Here is a 15,472-nt window from a genome sequence, read left to right on the forward strand (position 1 = left end):
CGGCGATGCCGAGCCGCTGGCCCATGCCGAGGGAGAAGCCCTTGGAACGCCGCTTGGCGACGTCCTGGAGGCCGACCACGCCGAGCACCTCGTCCACGCGCCGGGCGGGGATGCCCGACAGCTGGGCCAGGCTCAGCAGGTGGTTGCGGGCGGACCGGCCGCCGTGCACCGCCTTGGCGTCGAGGAGGGCGCCGACCTGGCGGGGGGCGTTGGGGAGCCTGCGGTACGGGTGGCCGCCGATCGTCACGTGTCCCGCGGTCGGGTTGTCCAGGCCGAGGATCATGCGCATCGTCGTCGACTTGCCGGAGCCGTTGGGTCCGAGGAAGCCGGTGACGGCGCCGGGCCGCACCTGGAAGGACAGGTTGTACACAGCGGTCTTGTCGCCGTAGCGCTTGGTCAGGCCGACTGCCTCGATCATGCTCCGCACCCATCGAAAGGTTCAGGACAGCGGGGCACACGCCCCCGTAAGGGTTAGGAGGATATCGAGGCGCTGACGGTTCCCCTCAAGTCCGGGTAAAAAATCCGCCGCCACGGAACCCCGCCGGACATGAGTCAGGCGTCCCGCCGCTTCAGAACGAGGTAGCCGCCGACGAGTGCCGCCAGCACCCAGAGCGCCATGATCCCGAGCCCGCCCCACGGGCCGTACGGGGTGTCGTCGTCCAGCGGGGTCACCACCTGCATGATCTTGCTGCCGGCCTGGTCGGGCAGGAACTGGCCGACCTTCTTGGTCACGTCGACGTTGCCCAGGATGTTGGAGATCAGGAAGAAGAACGGCATCAGGATGCCGAGCGACAGCATCGGTGAGCGCAGCATCGCGGCGACTCCCATCGAGAACATCGCGATGAGGGTCATGTAGAGGCCGCCGCCGAAGACCGCCCGCAGCACGCCCGGGTCGCCGATCGACGCCTTGAGGTCGCCGAGCATGGCCTGCCCGAGGAAGAAGGTCACGAAGCTGGTGATCATGGCGACGACCAGGGCCAGCCCGGTGGCCACGGCGACCTTGCTGAACAGGAAGGTGCCGCGCTGCGGCACGGCCGCCAGCGAGGTGCGGATCATGCCGGAGCTGTACTCGTTCGCCACCACCAGCACCCCGAAGACGATCATCGCGAGCTGGCCGAGGCTCATCCCGGCGAAGCTGACGAAGGTCGGGTCGAAGGAGAGCTGGTCCCGCCGGCTCATGTCGCCGAACTCGTTCTTCGACAGGGCCGAGATCAGCATGCCGAGGGCGACGGTGACGACCACGGCCAGGGACAGCGTCCACACCGTGGACGCCACCGACCGGATCTTCGTCCACTCGGACCGGACGACCTGTGTCGCGGCCGTGCTCATCGCTGCCTCCAGTCGCTGCCCCACTGCTGTGCCCGCTGCTGTGCCGGCTGGTGTCCGCCCTTCCGGCCCTCCTGTGCGGCCTGCCGCACGGCTTCCGGCGGGGGCGGTGCCGCGAGGGGCTGTCCGTCGTGCGCGTGGTACTCCACCGACTCCGCCGTCAGCTGCATGAACGCCTCCTCCAGCGAGGCCCGCTGCGGGCTCAGCTCGTGCAGCACGAGCTGGTGGCGTGCCGCCAGCTCGCCGATGGCCTCCGACTTGTCGCCGTCGACCTCCAGGACCTCGGCGCCGCTCTCGACGACCGTGATCCCGGCGCCGTGCAGCACGTCGAGGAGCCGCTCCCGCTGCGGGGTGCGGATCCGGACGTAACTGCGCGAGTTCTCCTCGATGAACTCGGCCATCGAGGTGTCCGCCAGCAGCCTGCCCTGGCCGATGACGACCAGATGGTCGGCGGTCAGCGCCATCTCGCTCATGAGATGGGAGGAGACGAAGACCGTACGGCCCTGGGCGGCCAGCGTCTTCATCAGATTGCGGATCCAGTGGATGCCCTCGGGGTCCAGGCCGTTGACCGGCTCGTCGAACATCAGGATCCGCGGATCGCCGAGCAGGGCGCCGGCGATGCCGAGCCGCTGGCCCATGCCGAGGGAGAAGCCCTTCGCCTTCTTCTTGGCGACCGCCGTCAGGCCGACGGTGTCCAGCACCTCGTCCACCCGCCGGGACGGGATCCCGTTGGCCTGCGCCAGGCACAGCAGATGGTTGTGGGCGCTGCGTCCGCCGTGCACCGCCTTGGCGTCCAGCAGGGCGCCGATGGAGGTGAGCGGGTCCGTCAACTGGTCGTAGTGGCGGCCGTCGATGCGGACGTCCCCGGCGGTGGGCCGGTCCAGGCCCAGCACCATCCGCATGGTGGTCGACTTGCCCGCACCGTTCGGCCCGAGGAAGCCGGTGATGATGCCGGGTCTGACGGTGAACGTGAGGTTGTTGACCGCCACCTTCTCGCCGTACCGCTTGGTCAGCCCCTCGAGCTCGATCATGCGGCCCACGCTAGAACGGGACGAAGCCCTCTGCCACCCCAGTGACAGAAGGCTTCGCCCATGTTTTGCCCGTGTTCAGCAGGACCGTGTCCCGGCGTCAGCGGGACTGCTGGGCCGGCACCCCGCGGGAGACCGGCTCGTCCTCGACCGCCGGAGCGGCGGCCACCGCGGCGCCCGTGAGCGACGCCAGCATCTCGCGCACGTTGGTCAGCTGCGCGTTGATGGAGTCGCGGCGGTTGGTGAGGGCGGCCAGCTCGCGCTCCGACTCCGAACGGATCCGGTCGGCCTTGGCGTTGGCGTCGGCCACGATGTCCTCGGACTGGCGCTGCGCCGTCTCCACGGTCTGGCGGGCCCGGCGCTCGGCGTCCGTGCGCAGCTTCTCCGCCTCCAGGCGCAGCTGCTCCGCGCGGTGCTCGATCTCCGCGAGCCGCTTCTCGGCCTTGGCCTGACGGGAGGCCAGGTCGCGCTCGGACTGCTCGCGGCGCTTGGCCAGGTTCGTCTCGAAGTCGGCGGCGGCCTGCGCGGCCTTGGCGCGGGTCTCCTCGAAGAGGGCGTCGGCCTCGTCGCGCTTGGACTGCGCGTCCTTCTGGGCCTCGGTCCGCAGCTGCGACGCGTCGCCCTTGGCCTTCTCGACGATCCGGACGCCCTCGTCCTCGGCCTTGGCCTTGCGCTCGGCGGCGTACGACTCGGCGTCGTTGCGCACCTGCTGGGCCGCCGACTCGGCGAGCTCACGGTGCTGCTCGGCCGCGCGCCGGGCCTCCTCCCGCAGGTCCTTCGCCTCTTCCTCGGCGAGGCGCAGGATCTTCTCGACCCGCGCACCGAGACCGGCGTACGACGGCTCGGCGTCGTTGACCTGGGCCTGGGCGTTCTGGGTCTCGAGGTGGAGCTCCTCGATGCGCTTTTCCAGAGCGGTGATGCGGGAGAAAGCGCTGTCGCGATCAGAAATGATCTTGGAGATGTATTCGTCCACCTGAGCGCGGTCGTACCCACGCCGCACGTGCTCGAAGCCGTAGGGGGAAGTGTCGCTCATGGGGTTCCTGTCGAAAGAGACCGGGTGAGGTGATAGAGGGAATCCTAGGCGCCAATGCGGTGTGTCATCGAGCGGATGCGTGTTTGATCTGGAGAATGACACCTCTTTTGAGTGGCTAACCCACGGACGGCTTGCCAAAGTTCAGGTCAAAGGTCAAGACGGAGGGTGAGTCAGAGCCTTCCAGGAGACACGCAAACCACCCTGCACGCTAGCCGTCTGACGACTTGCCACCCGAACGGGGGGCGCCGACCGTCGCACCGGCCTTCACCCCGTTGTCCTTGCCGCCCGCCGGGGCCTCGAAGGACTCCAGCGCCTCCAGCACGTCCTGGACGCGGGAGATCTCGGCGTTGATGTCCTCGCGGCGCCGCACCAGCGTCTCCAGCTCGCGCTTGCCCTCCTCGACCGTGCGCCGGGCCTCCCGGACCGCCTCGGCCTTGAGCTCCTCGGCCTCCCGGACCAGCGAGGCCTTCTTCTGCTCGGCCTCCTTCAGCAGCCCCTCGGCCTTCTTGACGGCGGCGATGCGCACCTTGCCGGCCTCGGAGTTGGCCTCCGACACCAGCTCCTTGGCCTTCGCCTCCGCCTTGGCGAGCTGCTCCTCGGCGGCCTTGATGAGCGCGTCGCAGCGGTCGCCGGCCGACTTCATCGTCTCGGCGGCCTCGCGGCGGGCCCGCTCGTGCAGCTCCTCGATCTCCGAGGTGAGGCGCTCGCGCAGCTCCTCCGCCCGCTCCCTTATGGCCGTGGCGTCCCGGCGGGCACCGACCAGCAGCTCGTCGGCGTCCGTACGGGCCTTCTCCACCCGGGTGTTGCCCTCGACCGTCGCCTCGGCGACGATCCGGTCGGCCTCCGTACGGGCCGCGCCGACCATCGTGTCGGCCTGCGACTCGGCGTCCGCGGTGGTCTTCTGGGCCTGCTGCTGGGCCTCGGTGAGCAGCTTGTCGGCCTCGGCCGTGGTCTCCGTGATGAGCGTGTCGACCTGCTCGGCCGCCTCGGAGCGCCGCTTGTTGGCGTCCTTGCGGGCCTCGTCCAGGGTGCGCTCGGCCTCCTCGCGGGCGGCCGTGGTGACCCGCTCGGCCTCCGCCGCCGCCTCGGCCCCGAGCCGCTCCGCCTCGGCGCGGATCCGCTCGGCGTGCTGCTGCGCGGAACCGACCGCCTCGGCGGCCTCGGCCCGCAGCCGCTCCGCCTCGCCGCCGGCCTCCGACAGCAGCCGCTCCGCCTGGGCGCTCGCCTCGGCCCGGACCCGGTCGGCCTCGGCGGCCGACTCGGTGCGCAGCCGCTCGGCCTCCGCGACCGACTCGGTGCGCAGCAGCTCGGCCTCGGCCGCCGCCTCCGTCCGGACCCGCTCCGCCTCCGCGGTCGTCTCCGTGCGGATCCGGTCGGTCTCGGCGGCCGTCTCCGTGGTGAGCCGCTCCGCCTCGGAGCGCGCCTCGGTGATCAGGGTGTCCGCCTGCGTCGCCGCGTCGGACCGGATGCGGTTGGCGTCCTCACGGGCGTCGGCCCGGGTGCGCGACGCGGACTGCTCGGCCTCGGCGATCGCGTCCGACGCCTCCGTGCGCACCCGCTGGGCGTGCTCGGACACGTCCGCGCGGATCCGGTCGGCCTCGGTGATCGCCTCGGACACCGTCCGCTCGGCCAGCGCCTTGGCGGCCTCCGACTCCTCCTGCGCCTCGCGGCGCAGCCGGCCGGCGTCCTCGCTCGCCCGCTCCCGCTCCGCGTAGGCGTCGGCGCGGACCCGGTCCGCCTCCTCCTCGGCCTCGCGCCGGGTGCGCTCCGCCGCGTGCTCGGCGGCGCTGCGCAGCCCGGTGATCTCCTCCTGGGCCTGCTCGTGGAGCCCGGCGACCGACTCCCGTACCTGCGCCGCGTGCTGCTCGGCGGCCGACACCATCTCGGTCGCGCGCCGGTCGGCCTCCTCGACCAGCCGGGTCGCCTCGGCCTGCGCCTCCTCGACGCGGTTGCGCGCGGAGGCGAGCAGTTCCTCGCTCTGCTCGCGGGCCCGCTCGCGCTCCTGGTCCGCCTCCTGCCGGGCGGAGCCCAGCAGCTCCTCGGCCTCGCGGCGGCGCCGGGCGGCCTCCTCCTGGGCGGCGGCCAGCGTCTCGGACGCCTCCGCCGCGATGCGCTCGGCGGCGGTCTGCGCCTCCGCCCGCACCCGGTCCGCGCTCTCCTGCGCCTCCGACTTCAGCCGCTCCGCCTCGCTCGCGGCCTCCGACCTGAGCCGTACGGCGACGGCCTCGCCCTCCGCGCGGGACGCGGACGCGTCGGCGGCGGCCTCGGTGCGCAGCCGCTCGGCCTCCGTCTCGGCCTGCTGCTGGAGCGTACGGATGCGCTCCGCGGCTTCCGTGCGCAGTCGCTCGGTCTCCTCGGCGGCCTCGCGGCGGATCCGCGCGCCCTCCTCGCGGGCCTCCGTCAGCGCCTGCTCGGCGGCGCCCCGGCGCTCCTCCGCCTCGGCGTGCAGCCGCGTCAGCTCCTCGGCGGCCTCCGCCTGCCGGGCCTCGACGGCACGCTCGGTCTCCTCGCGCAGCTCACGGGCGGCGCGCTCGGCCTCCGCCTGGAGCTCCTCGACACGCTCGGCGGCCTCCGTGCGGTGCCGCTCGGCCTCGGCACGGGTGCGCTCCAGCGTCTCCTCGGCCTGCCGGCGCAGGGTCGTCGCCCGCTCGATCGCCTCGGTGCGGACCTTCTCGCTGTCCGCGGTGGCCGTCTGCCGCAGCTCGTCGGCGTCCGCCTTGGCCTTGGCGAGCAGCTCCTCGGCGGTCTTCGCCGCCTCCTCGATCTGCGCCACGGCCTCCTTGCGGGCCTCGGCGCGGATCTTCTCGCCCTCGGCGACCGCGTCGGCGCGCAGCTGCTCGGCCTCGCCGCGCAGCCGGCGCGCCTCCTCCTGGAGCTCGACCGTCTTGGCGCGGTACTCCTTGGTGTCGTCCTTCGCCGCGCCCTTGAGCTCCGCGGCGATGTCGTGCGCCTCGGCCCGCAGCCGGTCGGCCTCCGTCTCGGCCTCGGTGCGGATCCGCTCGGCCTCCTCCACGGCGGCCTTCGTGGTCCGCTTGGCCTCCTCGGACGCCTTGTTCAGCACGTCCTCGGCGGTCTTCGCGGCCTTGGACAGCTGGGTGGCCGACTCCTCGGCGGTGACCGTACGGGCCTTCTCGGCGGCCTCGGCGACGATCTTCTCGGCCTCGGCGCGGGCGTCCGCGACCAGCTGCTCGGCCTCGGCCTTGGTGGACTCGGCGTCCTTCGTGGCCTCGCTGACCAGCCGGGCGACCTGCTCCTTGGCGGTGCGGGTGCGCTGCTCGTTGGCCGACTCGGCGCTCGCGAGGGCCTTGGCCGCGGACTCCTTGGCCTCGGTGACCAGCTTCTCGGCCTCGGTCTGCGCCTTGCGCAGCGCCTCCTCGGCCTCGCTCATGCGCTGCTCGGCGGTCCGGCTGAGCTCCTGGGCCTGCCGGCGCGCCGACTCCGACTCGCTCGCCGTGGAGCTGCGCAGCTGCTCGGCGTGGTCGGTGGCCTCCTGCGCCTGCGTGGAGGCGGCGTTCAGCAGCCGCTCGGCGTCCGCGCGGGCGCGGCGCAGAAGCTGCTCGGCCTCGGTGCGGGCGCTCTCGGCGTCGTCGCGCAGCCGCTGCCGGGCCTCCGACGTCAGCCGTTCGGCCTCCGCGCGGGCCGCGGTGAGGGCCTGCTCGGCCTCGGCGCGGGACTCGTCGAGCAGCCGGCGGGCCTGCTGCTCGGTGCGGGCGCGCAACTGCTCGGCCCACGCCACGTTCTCGTTGACGTGCGACTCGACGGTCTGCCGGCGCTCGGCCAGCTCCTGGTCGAGCTGCTGGCGCCGGGTCACCGCCTCCTGGTGCAGCTCGGCCTGGAGCCGGGCCGCCTGCTCGGCGTGCTCCTGGAGGATGCGCTGGGTCTGCGCACGGGCCTGGCTGAGCTCCCGCTCGGCGTCCGCGCGCAACTGGTCGGCCTGCACCTGCGCGTTGCGCAGCAACTGCTCGGCCTGGTACCCGATGTCGCCGCCGTCGAAGGCGGGCCGGGACATGATGGTGCGCCGCGCCTCGTGCAGCTTGGCGCGCAGCACCTCGACCTGGTAGCCGAGGTCCTCGGCGTGCTGGATCGCCTTTTCCCGCTCGGTCTTCAGCCGCTTCATCTCGGCCTCGAACCGAGAGAGGTGGTCGACGTCAGCCGCCGGCTCTCGCTCCTGGCTCTCGTAGCCCCGCACTGCGCGGTCCCATCCGTCCCCTGGTCGCAAATCCCTAAGAACGGGCTCCGTCCGTCACCGAACGGGGCCCCCGGGGGAATGGTGTCAGATCAACGGCGGAGCATGGGCTGCTGCCCCGTCCCTCGCCCCCCGAAACACGGACCCCGGCGGTCCCGGCGCCGACGACGACAGGACCGGGTCACCCTGGACTGAGCGGCGACCGCACCCAACCCTACCGGCCCCTATGTACGAGGGTCAGTGCTCAGGTGACTCAACGGCCGCCGAAGTGACCAGTTCTGTCAGGACGCCATGGCAGTCCTTGGGGTGCAGGAAGGTGATCCGCGACCCCATGGAACCGCGCCGGGGCTCGTCGTACAGAACGCGTACGCCCTTGTCGCGGATGTCCGCGGCGTCCGCGTCGACGTCCGCCGTACCGAAGGCGATGTGGTGGACGCCCTCGCCGTTCTTGGCGAGCCACTTGCCGACCGCGGAGTCCTCCCGGGTCGGCTCCAGCAGCTGGAGGTACGAGGCACCGCCGTCCGACGTATCGTTGATCTTGAGCATGGCCTCGCGCACCCCCTGTTCCTCGTTGACCTCGGTGTGGAACACCTCGAAGCCGTAGGTGGCACGGTAGAACTCGACGGTCGCGTCGAGGTCGTGGCAGGCGATTCCGATGTGGTCGATTCGCGTCAGCATGGAATCAGTGCAGCGCTCCGGAGGTGGTTGCGCAACGTGCGGGCGATCACACCGACAGCACGGTGACGGGCGGGATACCGCTCAGTACATTCGAGTAAACCCTCGTTCACTCCTCGGCCTGTGCGGGCCGGAAAAGGGGATCGCAGCTCATGTCTTCTGCAACGAACGGCACGACCTCCGTCATCGTCGCGGGTGCCCGCACCCCGATGGGGCGGCTGCTCGGCTCGCTGAAGTCCTTCTCCGGGGCCGACCTCGGCGGCTTCGCGATCAAGGCCGCCCTCGACCGTGCGGGGATCGGCGGCGACCAGGTCCAGTACGTGATCATGGGCCAGGTGCTCCAGGCCGGCGCCGGCCAGATCCCGGCCCGCCAGGCCGCCGTCAAGGCCGGCATCCCCCTGAGCGTCCCGGCGCTCACCATCAACAAGGTGTGCCTCTCCGGCCTCGACGCCATCGCGCTCGCCGACCAGCTGATTCGCGCCGGCGAATTCGACGTGGTCGTGGCCGGCGGCCAGGAGTCCATGACCAACGCCCCGCACCTGCTGCCCAAGTCCCGCGAGGGCTACAAGTACGGCGCGGTCCAGATGGTCGATGCCATGGCGCACGACGGGCTGACGGACTCCTTCGAGAACATCGCCATGGGCGAGTCGACGGAGAAGCACAACACCCGCCTCGGCATCGAGCGCGGCCCGCAGGACGAGATCGCCGCGCTCTCCCACCAGCGCGCCGCCGCGGCCCAGAAGAACGGCATCTTCGAGGCTGAGATCACCCCGGTCGAGATCCCGCAGCGCAAGGGCGACCCGGTGCTGTTCAGCAAGGACGAGGGCATCCGCGGCGACACCACCGCCGAGTCCCTCGGCAAGCTGCGCCCCGCCTTCTCGAAGGACGGCACGATCACCGCCGGCTCCTCCTCGCAGATCTCCGACGGCGCGGCGGCCGTGGTCGTCATGAGCAAGGCCAAGGCGCAGGAGCTCGGCCTGGAGTGGATCGCCGAGATCGGCGCCCACGGCAATGTGGCCGGCCCCGACAACTCTTTGCAGTCGCAGCCGTCCAACGCCATCCAGCACGCCCTGAAGAAGGAGGGCCTGGAGGCCGGCGACCTCGACCTGATCGAGATCAACGAGGCGTTCGCGGCCGTCGCCGTGCAGTCCATGAAGGACCTCGGCGTGTCCACCGAAAAGGTGAACGTCAACGGCGGCGCCATCGCCCTGGGCCACCCCATCGGCATGTCCGGCGCCCGGCTCGTCCTGCACCTGGCGCTGGAGCTGAAGCGGCGCGGCGGCGGGGTCGGCGCGGCGGCGCTGTGCGGCGGCGGCGGCCAGGGTGACGCGCTGATCGTCCGGGTACCCAAGGCCTGACCCCTCTTCCCCTCATGTGCGTGCCACTCGTCATGTGCGTGCTACTCGGAACGGAGCTGTGATGCAGGACGTCTCCTCGCTGGTCGCCCAGGCCAGGGAAGGCCGGCCGCGGGCCGTGGCGCGGCTGATCTCCCTGGTGGAGGGGGCGTCCCCGCAGCTCAGGGAGGTCATGGCGGCCCTCGCGCCGCTGACCGGGGGCGCGTACGTGGTCGGTCTGACCGGCTCGCCGGGTGTCGGCAAGTCGACGTCGACCTCGGCACTGGTGACGGCGTACCGCAAGCAGGGCAGGCGGGTCGGCGTGCTCGCCGTCGACCCGTCCTCGCCGTTCTCCGGCGGCGCCCTGCTCGGCGACCGGGTGCGCATGTCGGACCACGCCTCCGACCCGGGCGTCTACATCCGCTCCATGGCGACCCGCGGCCACCTCGGCGGCCTCGCCTGGGCCGCGCCGCAGGCCATCCGCGTGCTGGACGCGGCCGGCTGCGACGTGGTCCTGGTCGAGACCGTCGGCGTCGGCCAGTCCGAGGTGGAGATCGCCTCGCAGGCCGACACCTCCGTCGTCCTCCTCGCCCCGGGCATGGGCGACGGCATCCAGGCCGCCAAGGCGGGGATCCTGGAGATCGGTGACGTCTACGTCGTCAACAAGGCCGACCGGGACGGCGCGGACGCCACCGCCCGCGAGCTGAACCACATGCTGGGTCTCGGCGAGGCCCGCGCCGCCGGCGACTGGCGCCCGCCCATCGTCAAGACGGTCGCCGCGCGCGCCGAGGGCGTGGACGAGGTCGTGGAGGCGCTGGAGAAGCACCGCGCCTGGATGGAGGAGCGGGGCGTGCTGGCCGAGCGCCGCCGGGCCCGCGCCGCCCGCGAGGTCGAGACGATCGCCGTCACCACCCTGCGCGAACGCATCGGCGACCTGCACGGCGACCGCCGCCTCGGCGCCCTCGCGGAGCGCATCGTCTCCGGCGAACTGGACCCGTACCGCGCCGCCGACGAACTGGTGGCGGGGCTGACGCAGGGCTGATTCCCGCCCTGCGCGGACCGGAAAAGGGATGGCCGGTCCGCGCACCGCGCTGCTAGCTTGACGCGCGTGTTCCTCCTCTTGGCCTAGGGCCCGCCCCGCACGCGACCGCCGCATCCGGCCGTCGCGCGCTTCGGCGTCCCCTTGTCGCCTCCCTCCTGAGGAACCTTCGCGTGTCCACGCCTCCTTCGCGGCCCTCGTACGCCGCCGTCCTCCGCGTCCCCCATGCCCGCCGCACCTTCGCGGCCGCCCTCGTCGGGCGGCTGTCGTACGGCACGGTCGGCCTCGCCCTGATGCTCTCCGTGACCCGGGCCACCGGGTCCTACGCCGTCGCCGGCACGGTCATGGCCCTGTTCGGCGCGACGAGCGTCTTCCTGTCCCCCTACCGCGCGGGCCTGGTCGACCGGCACGGCCCGCGCCGGGCCCTGCTCCCCATGGCCCTGCTGTACGCGGCCCTGCTGTGCGTGCTGGCGGCGGCCTGCGAACGCCCGGGCACGCCCGCGTCCGTCCTCGCGGTGACCGCCGCCCTCACCGGGCTCTGCACGCCCCCGCTCGGCTCCACGATGCGTGCCGTCTGGGCCGGGATGCTGCCCGACCGGCGGATGCTCCAGCGCGCCTACAGCCTGGACGGCGTCGCCGAGGAACTGCTCTTCGTCTCGGGCCCGCTCCTGGTCGGCGTGGTGGTCGGCGTCGCCCCGCCGGCCGCCGGTGTGGTGCTCAGCGCGCTGCTGGTGGCGGCGGGCACCCTCGCCTTCGCCACGTCACCGGCGGCGGGCGCACTGCGGACGGCGGACGGCGCCGAGAAGGACGCCGGCCGTCCGGGAGCGGGGCACGGCCGCGCCCTGCTCCAGCCCGTCCTGGTCACCGCCGGCGTCGGCGTCGCGGTCAGCGCCGTGGACCTGCTGGTCGTCGCCTTCGCCGGGCAGCGCGGCCTCGGGGCCGACACCGCCGCCTGGGTGCTCGCGGCCCTGTCGGTGGGCAGCGCGGCCGGCGGCCTGCTCAACGGCGCCGTCACCTGGGGCTCGTCCGCCCGTGCCCGGCTGCCCTTCTTCGCGGCCGGCCTCGGCCTGTGCCTGGCCGCCGCCGGTCTCGCCCCCGGCGTCGGCGCCCTGGTCGCGGCCGTCGCCTGCGCGGGACTGTTCGTGGCACCGGCGCTGACGACGGCGTACCTGATCGCCGACGAGAGCGTGCCGCCCGGCTTCCGGAACCGGGCGGGCGCCTGGGTCAACAGCGCGGTGAACGCCGGGATGTCCGCCGGCGCGGCCGGGGTGGGCCTGCTGGTGGAACGGCTGCCGCTGCCGGTGTGCTTCGCGGTGTCCGGCGCGGTCGCCGTGGCGGTGGCGCTGGTGCCGCCGGGCCGCCACGGCCGGCCGGGTGAGCGGCCGGGGGCTGCTCAGTCGTCGTCCGAAGCGGAGTCGTCCGAACCGGAGTCCGAGTCGTCGGAGCCCGAGTCCGAGTCGTCCGAGCCCGCGTGATCCGAGTCCGAGTGGTCCGGGCGATCGGCCGTGACCTTGCCGCTCTTCGCGTCGACCCGCCAGTCCTGCTCGGCCTTGCCCGAGGCGTGGGTCTCGACCTCCCAGGCGGGCTTTCCGTCGCCGTGGTCGCCGTCGTCGTCCAGCTCCACGGAGGTCACCGTGCCGTGGCCGGACGCGGCCCGCGCGGCCTCGGCGGCGTCCACGGACGTGCCCTTCAGCGCGGCCCGCACCTCGGCGGTGTCGTCCTCGTCGTCCGTCTGGGAGCCGAGGACCTTGCCCGAGGACGGGTCGATCCGCACGCTGTGCCAGGTGCCGTCGCCGGAGAGGACGTCGACCTCCCAGGCCGTGCGCTCACCGGCGTCGTCGCCGTCCGCGACGTCCAGTTCGGCGGAGACGGCGGTGCCCGGCGCCTTCTTCAGCGCGGAGGCGATGGCGTCGCCGGCCGAGACCTTCACCGAGGTCACCCGGGCGTCGTCGTCGCCCCGCTGGGCCGCGCCGTCGTCCCCGGTGGTGGCCAGGGCCGTCGCCGCGCCGCCTCCGACCAGTGCGGCGGCGGTGACGGCGGCGATCACGATGTTGCGCTTCATGGGGTGTCCTCCCGAGATTCGTTCGCTGTCGCTTCGTTGTGACGACCCCACTGTCACCGGCCGACGCTGAGGGCAGCCTGAAGCCGCCTGAAGGGATCTTCAGGTTGCTTTTGGGACCCTTGCGCCATGCGCCTGTTGATCGTGGAGGACGAGAAGCGCCTCGCCGTGTCGCTCGCCAAGGGCCTGACCGCCGAGGGCTACGCCGTGGACGTCGTCCACGACGGCCGGGAGGGACTGCACCGGGCGTCCGAGGGCACGTACGACCTCGTCGTCCTCGACATCATGCTGCCCGGCCTCAACGGCTACCGGGTCTGCGCCGCCCTGCGCGCCGCCGGGCACGACGTGCCGATCCTCATGCTCACCGCCAAGGACGGCGAGTACGACGAGGCGGAGGGCCTGGACACGGGCGCCGACGACTACCTCACCAAACCCTTCTCGTACGTCGTCCTCGTCGCCCGCGTGAAGGCGCTGCTGCGGCGGCGGGCCCAGGGCGCCGGCGCCTCGCCCGTGCACGTCCACGGGGACCTGAAGGTCGACACCGCCGCCCGCCGGGTGTTCCTCGGCGAGAGCGAAGTGGCCCTCACCGCGAAGGAGTTCGCCGTCCTGGAGGAGCTGGTGGTGCGGGCCGGGCAGGTGGTGTCCAAGGCGGAGATCCTGGAGCACGTCTGGGACTTCGCCTACGACGGCGACCCCAACATCGTCGAGGTGTACGTCAGCGCGCTGCGGCGCAAGCTGCGCGCCGGGCTCATCCGGACCGTGCGCGGCGCCGGCTACCGGCTGGAGGCCGGGCGGTGAGCCGGCTCCTCGGGTCCGTCCGGGCCCGCGCGACCCTCGCCGCCACCCTCGTCGTCGCGGTCGCCCTCGTCGCGGCGGGCACCGCCGTCCTGCTGTCCCTGCGTTCCAACCTGCTCGGCGAGGCCGGCACCCAGGCGGAGCGCTCCGCACGGGAGGTCGCCGCCGAGCTGTCCGTCGGGACGCCGTACGGGGATCTGTCGCTGGACGTGGACGACCGGCCGGTGCAGGTCGTCGACGAGGACGGCGGGCTGGTCGCCGCCAGCGAGGACCTGGAGCGGATCAGCGGCACCGGCGTCGGCGCGGTGAAGCCGCTGCCGTCCGCCACGGGGGAGCGCGGCGGCGACGACGACCGGGACGACGACGATGACGACTCCGGCGAGTCCCTGAAACCCGGTGAGATCGGCGAGCGGACCACCGTCAGCGACGGGTCGGCGACCATCGACGGCGACACGGAGGACTACCGGTTCGCCGCCGTGCCCGTCGAGACGCGGGACCAGGGCCGGCTCACCGTCTACGCCGGTGCCCCGCTGTCCGCCGAGCACGGCGCCGTGAACACCGCGCTGACCGTCATGCTGATCGGTTTCCCGGTGCTGCTCGCGGTCGTGGCGTGGGTGACCTGGCTGGTCACCCGGCGCGCGCTGCGCCCGGTGGAGGGCATCCGGCGCGAGATGGCCGCGATCACCGCCAGCGAGGACCTCGCCCGGCGCGTCCCGGTGCCGGGCACCCACGACGAGGTCGCCCGGCTCGCCTCCACGACCAACGAGACGCTGGCCGCGCTGGAGAGCTCGGTGGAGCGGCAGCGCCGGTTCGTCGCCGACGCCTCGCACGAGCTGCGCAGCCCGATCGCCTCGCTGCGGACCCAGCTGGAGGTGGCCGCCGCCCATCCCGAGCTGCTCGACCTGGACGGCGCCGTCGAGGACACCGTACGGCTCCAGCGGCTCGCCGCCGACCTGTTGCTGCTGGCCAGGCTGGACGCGGGGGAGCGGCCCGCCGAGGCGCGCGTTGACCTCGCCGCGCTGGCGCGGGCGCAGGCGGAGGGCCGGGCCGGGGTGGCCGCCCGGGTCGGGGACGCCGTGACCGTCGCCGGGTCGCGGGGGCAGCTGGAGCGGGTGCTGGCCAATCTCCTCGACAACGCTCAGCGGCACGCCCGCTCGGCGGTGGAGGTGTCCGTGCGCCGGGACGGGGACGTGGCGGTGGTCGCGGTGGCCGACGACGGGGAGGGTGTGCCGGCGGCCGACCGGGAGCGGATCTTCGAACGGTTCGTCCGGCTCGACGCGGCCCGCAGCCGGGACGACGGCGGGGCCGGCCTCGGGCTCGCCATCGCCCGTGACGTGGCCGTGCGGCACGGCGGGACGCTCACGGTCCGCGACGCACCGGCAGGCGGCGCCCTGTTCGAGCTCCGCCTGCCGGTCGCCTAGGCAATGGTGAGGGGGTCGTCCGGGGTCAGGGACGTCCTCGCTGGCCGCGCAGGTGCTCCGCGATGGGCCGGAGCGCCTTGTCGAGCTCCGTCAGGGCCTCCGGGGCCAGCAGGTCGATGAAGTGCCTGCGCACGGAGGCCACGTGGTGCGGCGCGACCTTCCGCATCGTCTCCAGGCCGTGCTCGGTGAGGACGGCGTAGAGCCCGCGGCGGTCGGACTCGCAGTTCTCCCGCCGGACCAGGTTCGCGTTCTCCATGCGGGTGATCTGGTGGGAGAGGCGGCTCTTGGACTGGAGGGTGGCGGAGGCGAGGTCGCTCATCCGCATCCGGTCGTCCTCGGACTCGGAGAGGTTCACCAGGATCTCGTAGTCGTTCATTGTCAGGCCGAACGGTTGCAGGTCCCTCTCGAGCTGGTGCGTCAACAGCCTGTTGACCTCCAGGTGGGTGCGCCAGGCACACTGCTCCGTATCGGTCAGCCAGCGGGTGGCCGTCTCGGTCTCCATGAATGAAGTCTACCTAAGAAGTTGAAAGGCGAACTAATGAGGGGTGGTGTGTGACGGTGAGACGGGTGCGCACA

Annotated in this window: 13 protein-coding genes; 5 read left to right on the plus strand and 8 right to left on the minus strand. The window is 72.9% G+C overall.

The annotated features are described in order from the left end of the window. The 6 genes from GTW67_RS36225 to mce form a co-directional block, all read right to left on the minus strand. A partial coding sequence (locus GTW67_RS36225; RefSeq protein WP_161168953.1) for an ATP-binding cassette domain-containing protein occupies positions 1-418 on the minus strand: 418 nt, incomplete at its 3' end. Positions 419-552: 134 nt separating this feature from the next. Beyond that, complete coding sequence (locus tag GTW67_RS36230) at positions 553-1,329, minus strand: ABC transporter permease (RefSeq protein ID WP_161168954.1); 777 nt, start codon at positions 1,327-1,329, stop codon at positions 553-555. After that, positions 1,326-2,357, minus strand: a complete 1,032-nt coding sequence (locus GTW67_RS36235) for an ABC transporter ATP-binding protein (RefSeq protein ID WP_161168955.1) — start codon at positions 2,355-2,357, stop codon at positions 1,326-1,328. The genes GTW67_RS36230 and GTW67_RS36235 overlap by 4 nt, the downstream gene beginning before the upstream one ends. 97 nt (positions 2,358-2,454) lie before the next feature. Continuing rightward, positions 2,455-3,387 carry a coiled-coil domain-containing protein gene (locus GTW67_RS36240; protein ID WP_161168956.1) on the minus strand — a complete coding sequence of 311 codons (933 nt, stop codon included), beginning with the start codon at positions 3,385-3,387 and terminating at the stop codon, positions 2,455-2,457. 208 nt (positions 3,388-3,595) lie between these two features. After that, the gene (gene scy / locus GTW67_RS36245; RefSeq protein WP_161167079.1) at positions 3,596-7,576 is read right to left on the minus strand and encodes a polarized growth protein Scy; all 3,981 of its coding nucleotides are present in this window, start codon (positions 7,574-7,576) and stop codon (positions 3,596-3,598) included. 234 nt (positions 7,577-7,810) lie between these two features. Continuing rightward, positions 7,811-8,251 carry a methylmalonyl-CoA epimerase gene (gene mce, locus GTW67_RS36250; RefSeq protein ID WP_003973598.1) on the minus strand — a complete coding sequence of 147 codons (441 nt, stop codon included), beginning with the start codon at positions 8,249-8,251 and terminating at the stop codon, positions 7,811-7,813. A gap of 149 nt (positions 8,252-8,400) precedes the next feature. Here mce and GTW67_RS36255 point away from each other — a divergent pair, with 149 nt between their 5' ends. The 3 genes from GTW67_RS36255 to GTW67_RS36265 all read left to right on the plus strand — a co-directional run bounded on the left by GTW67_RS36255 (position 8,401) and on the right by GTW67_RS36265 (position 12,096). Then, the gene (locus GTW67_RS36255) at positions 8,401-9,606 is read left to right on the plus strand and encodes an acetyl-CoA C-acetyltransferase (protein WP_161167078.1); all 1,206 of its coding nucleotides are present in this window, start codon (positions 8,401-8,403) and stop codon (positions 9,604-9,606) included. A gap of 61 nt (positions 9,607-9,667) precedes the next feature. Then, complete coding sequence (gene meaB, locus GTW67_RS36260; RefSeq protein WP_161167077.1) at positions 9,668-10,624, plus strand: methylmalonyl Co-A mutase-associated GTPase MeaB; 957 nt, start codon at positions 9,668-9,670, stop codon at positions 10,622-10,624. Between the two features lie 170 nt (positions 10,625-10,794). Beyond that, entirely contained in the window at positions 10,795-12,096 is a 1,302-nt protein-coding gene (locus tag GTW67_RS36265; protein WP_161167076.1) for an MFS transporter, read from the plus strand. Here GTW67_RS36265 and GTW67_RS36270 read toward each other — a convergent pair. Then, positions 12,015-12,683, minus strand: a complete 669-nt coding sequence (locus GTW67_RS36270) for a PepSY domain-containing protein (RefSeq protein WP_161167075.1) — start codon at positions 12,681-12,683, stop codon at positions 12,015-12,017. The two genes, GTW67_RS36265 and GTW67_RS36270, sit on opposite strands and share 82 nt — an antisense overlap. A gap of 126 nt (positions 12,684-12,809) precedes the next feature. Here GTW67_RS36270 and GTW67_RS36275 point away from each other — a divergent pair, with 126 nt between their 5' ends. Both GTW67_RS36275 and GTW67_RS36280 read left to right on the plus strand, forming a co-directional pair. Further along, positions 12,810-13,478: a response regulator transcription factor gene (locus tag GTW67_RS36275; protein WP_161167074.1), complete on the plus strand. Its 669-nt coding sequence runs from the start codon at positions 12,810-12,812 to the stop codon at positions 13,476-13,478. Then, positions 13,475-14,896: an ATP-binding protein gene (locus tag GTW67_RS36280; protein WP_161167073.1), complete on the plus strand. Its 1,422-nt coding sequence runs from the start codon at positions 13,475-13,477 to the stop codon at positions 14,894-14,896. The genes GTW67_RS36275 and GTW67_RS36280 overlap by 4 nt, the downstream gene beginning before the upstream one ends. Before the next feature lie 25 nt (positions 14,897-14,921). Here GTW67_RS36280 and GTW67_RS36285 read toward each other — a convergent pair whose 3' ends face one another. Continuing rightward, positions 14,922-15,398, minus strand: coding sequence for a MarR family winged helix-turn-helix transcriptional regulator (locus GTW67_RS36285; protein ID WP_161167072.1), 477 nt, complete (start codon positions 15,396-15,398; stop codon positions 14,922-14,924). Between the last annotated feature and the right edge of the window lie 74 nt (positions 15,399-15,472).

It is taken from the genome of Streptomyces sp. SID5910, assembly GCF_009862125.1.
In the GTDB taxonomy this organism is placed as follows: Bacteria; Actinomycetota; Actinomycetes; order Streptomycetales; family Streptomycetaceae; genus Streptomyces.